Below are 633 nucleotides of genomic sequence, written 5' to 3' on the forward strand. Positions count from 1 at the left end.
TTGTTGGTGGTGAGTGCTGCTTTGAGGGCGCCGATGATGCCGTCGAGTTGTTTTTGGGAGCGGGTGCGCCGGTCCAGTTCCACATCCACATCCGCGTCGGCGTCGGCCCAGCGGTCCTGGCCGGTGCTGGTCCCGGTAGCGGTGCTGCCGCCGGTGTCCCCGTCAATGTCCGTGTCGATGCGGCAGGTGCTGCTGGTGGCGGAACTGCTGCTGGTGGCGGTTGTGCTGGTGGTGGGTGTGGTGGTGCGGGGGTTGGTGGCGGTGTTCATGACGGTGAGGAGGTGTTCGTATTGGTCGGTGGTGGCGAAGATTTCGAGGTGGTGCAGGCCGTGGCGGGGTTTGCGGATGAACGCGCCTTGGGTGTGGCGGAGGGCTTCTTCGGATGGTTCGGTGCCGTCGGCGTCGATGGTGTCGGACCAGCGGCGGGCGACGCGGGCGAGGAAGTCCGGGTCTGCGGTGGCTGCGGTGCGGGTGAGGTCGGTTTCGATCAGGGTGAGGGTTTCGGGGGTGGTGCGGTGTTGGAGCCGGTCCAGGGTGAGGCTGATGATGGTCCCGGCCCGGGAGGACACGGCCGGGCAGGCCAGTGAGGGGGCCGGGTCCCCGGCGTCATCAGCACCGTTCTCAGCACCGTTC

1 pseudogene is annotated in these 633 nt (G+C 67.8%); it reads right to left on the minus strand.

Features of this window, described 5'->3' with window-relative positions:
• Nucleotides 1-633: pseudogene (locus DBR22_RS24230) on the minus strand (DUF222 domain-containing protein); the annotation flags it as partial.

It is taken from the genome of Arthrobacter sp. HMWF013 (genome assembly GCF_003061105.1).
Taxonomy (GTDB): Bacteria; Actinomycetota; Actinomycetes; order Actinomycetales; family Micrococcaceae; genus Arthrobacter.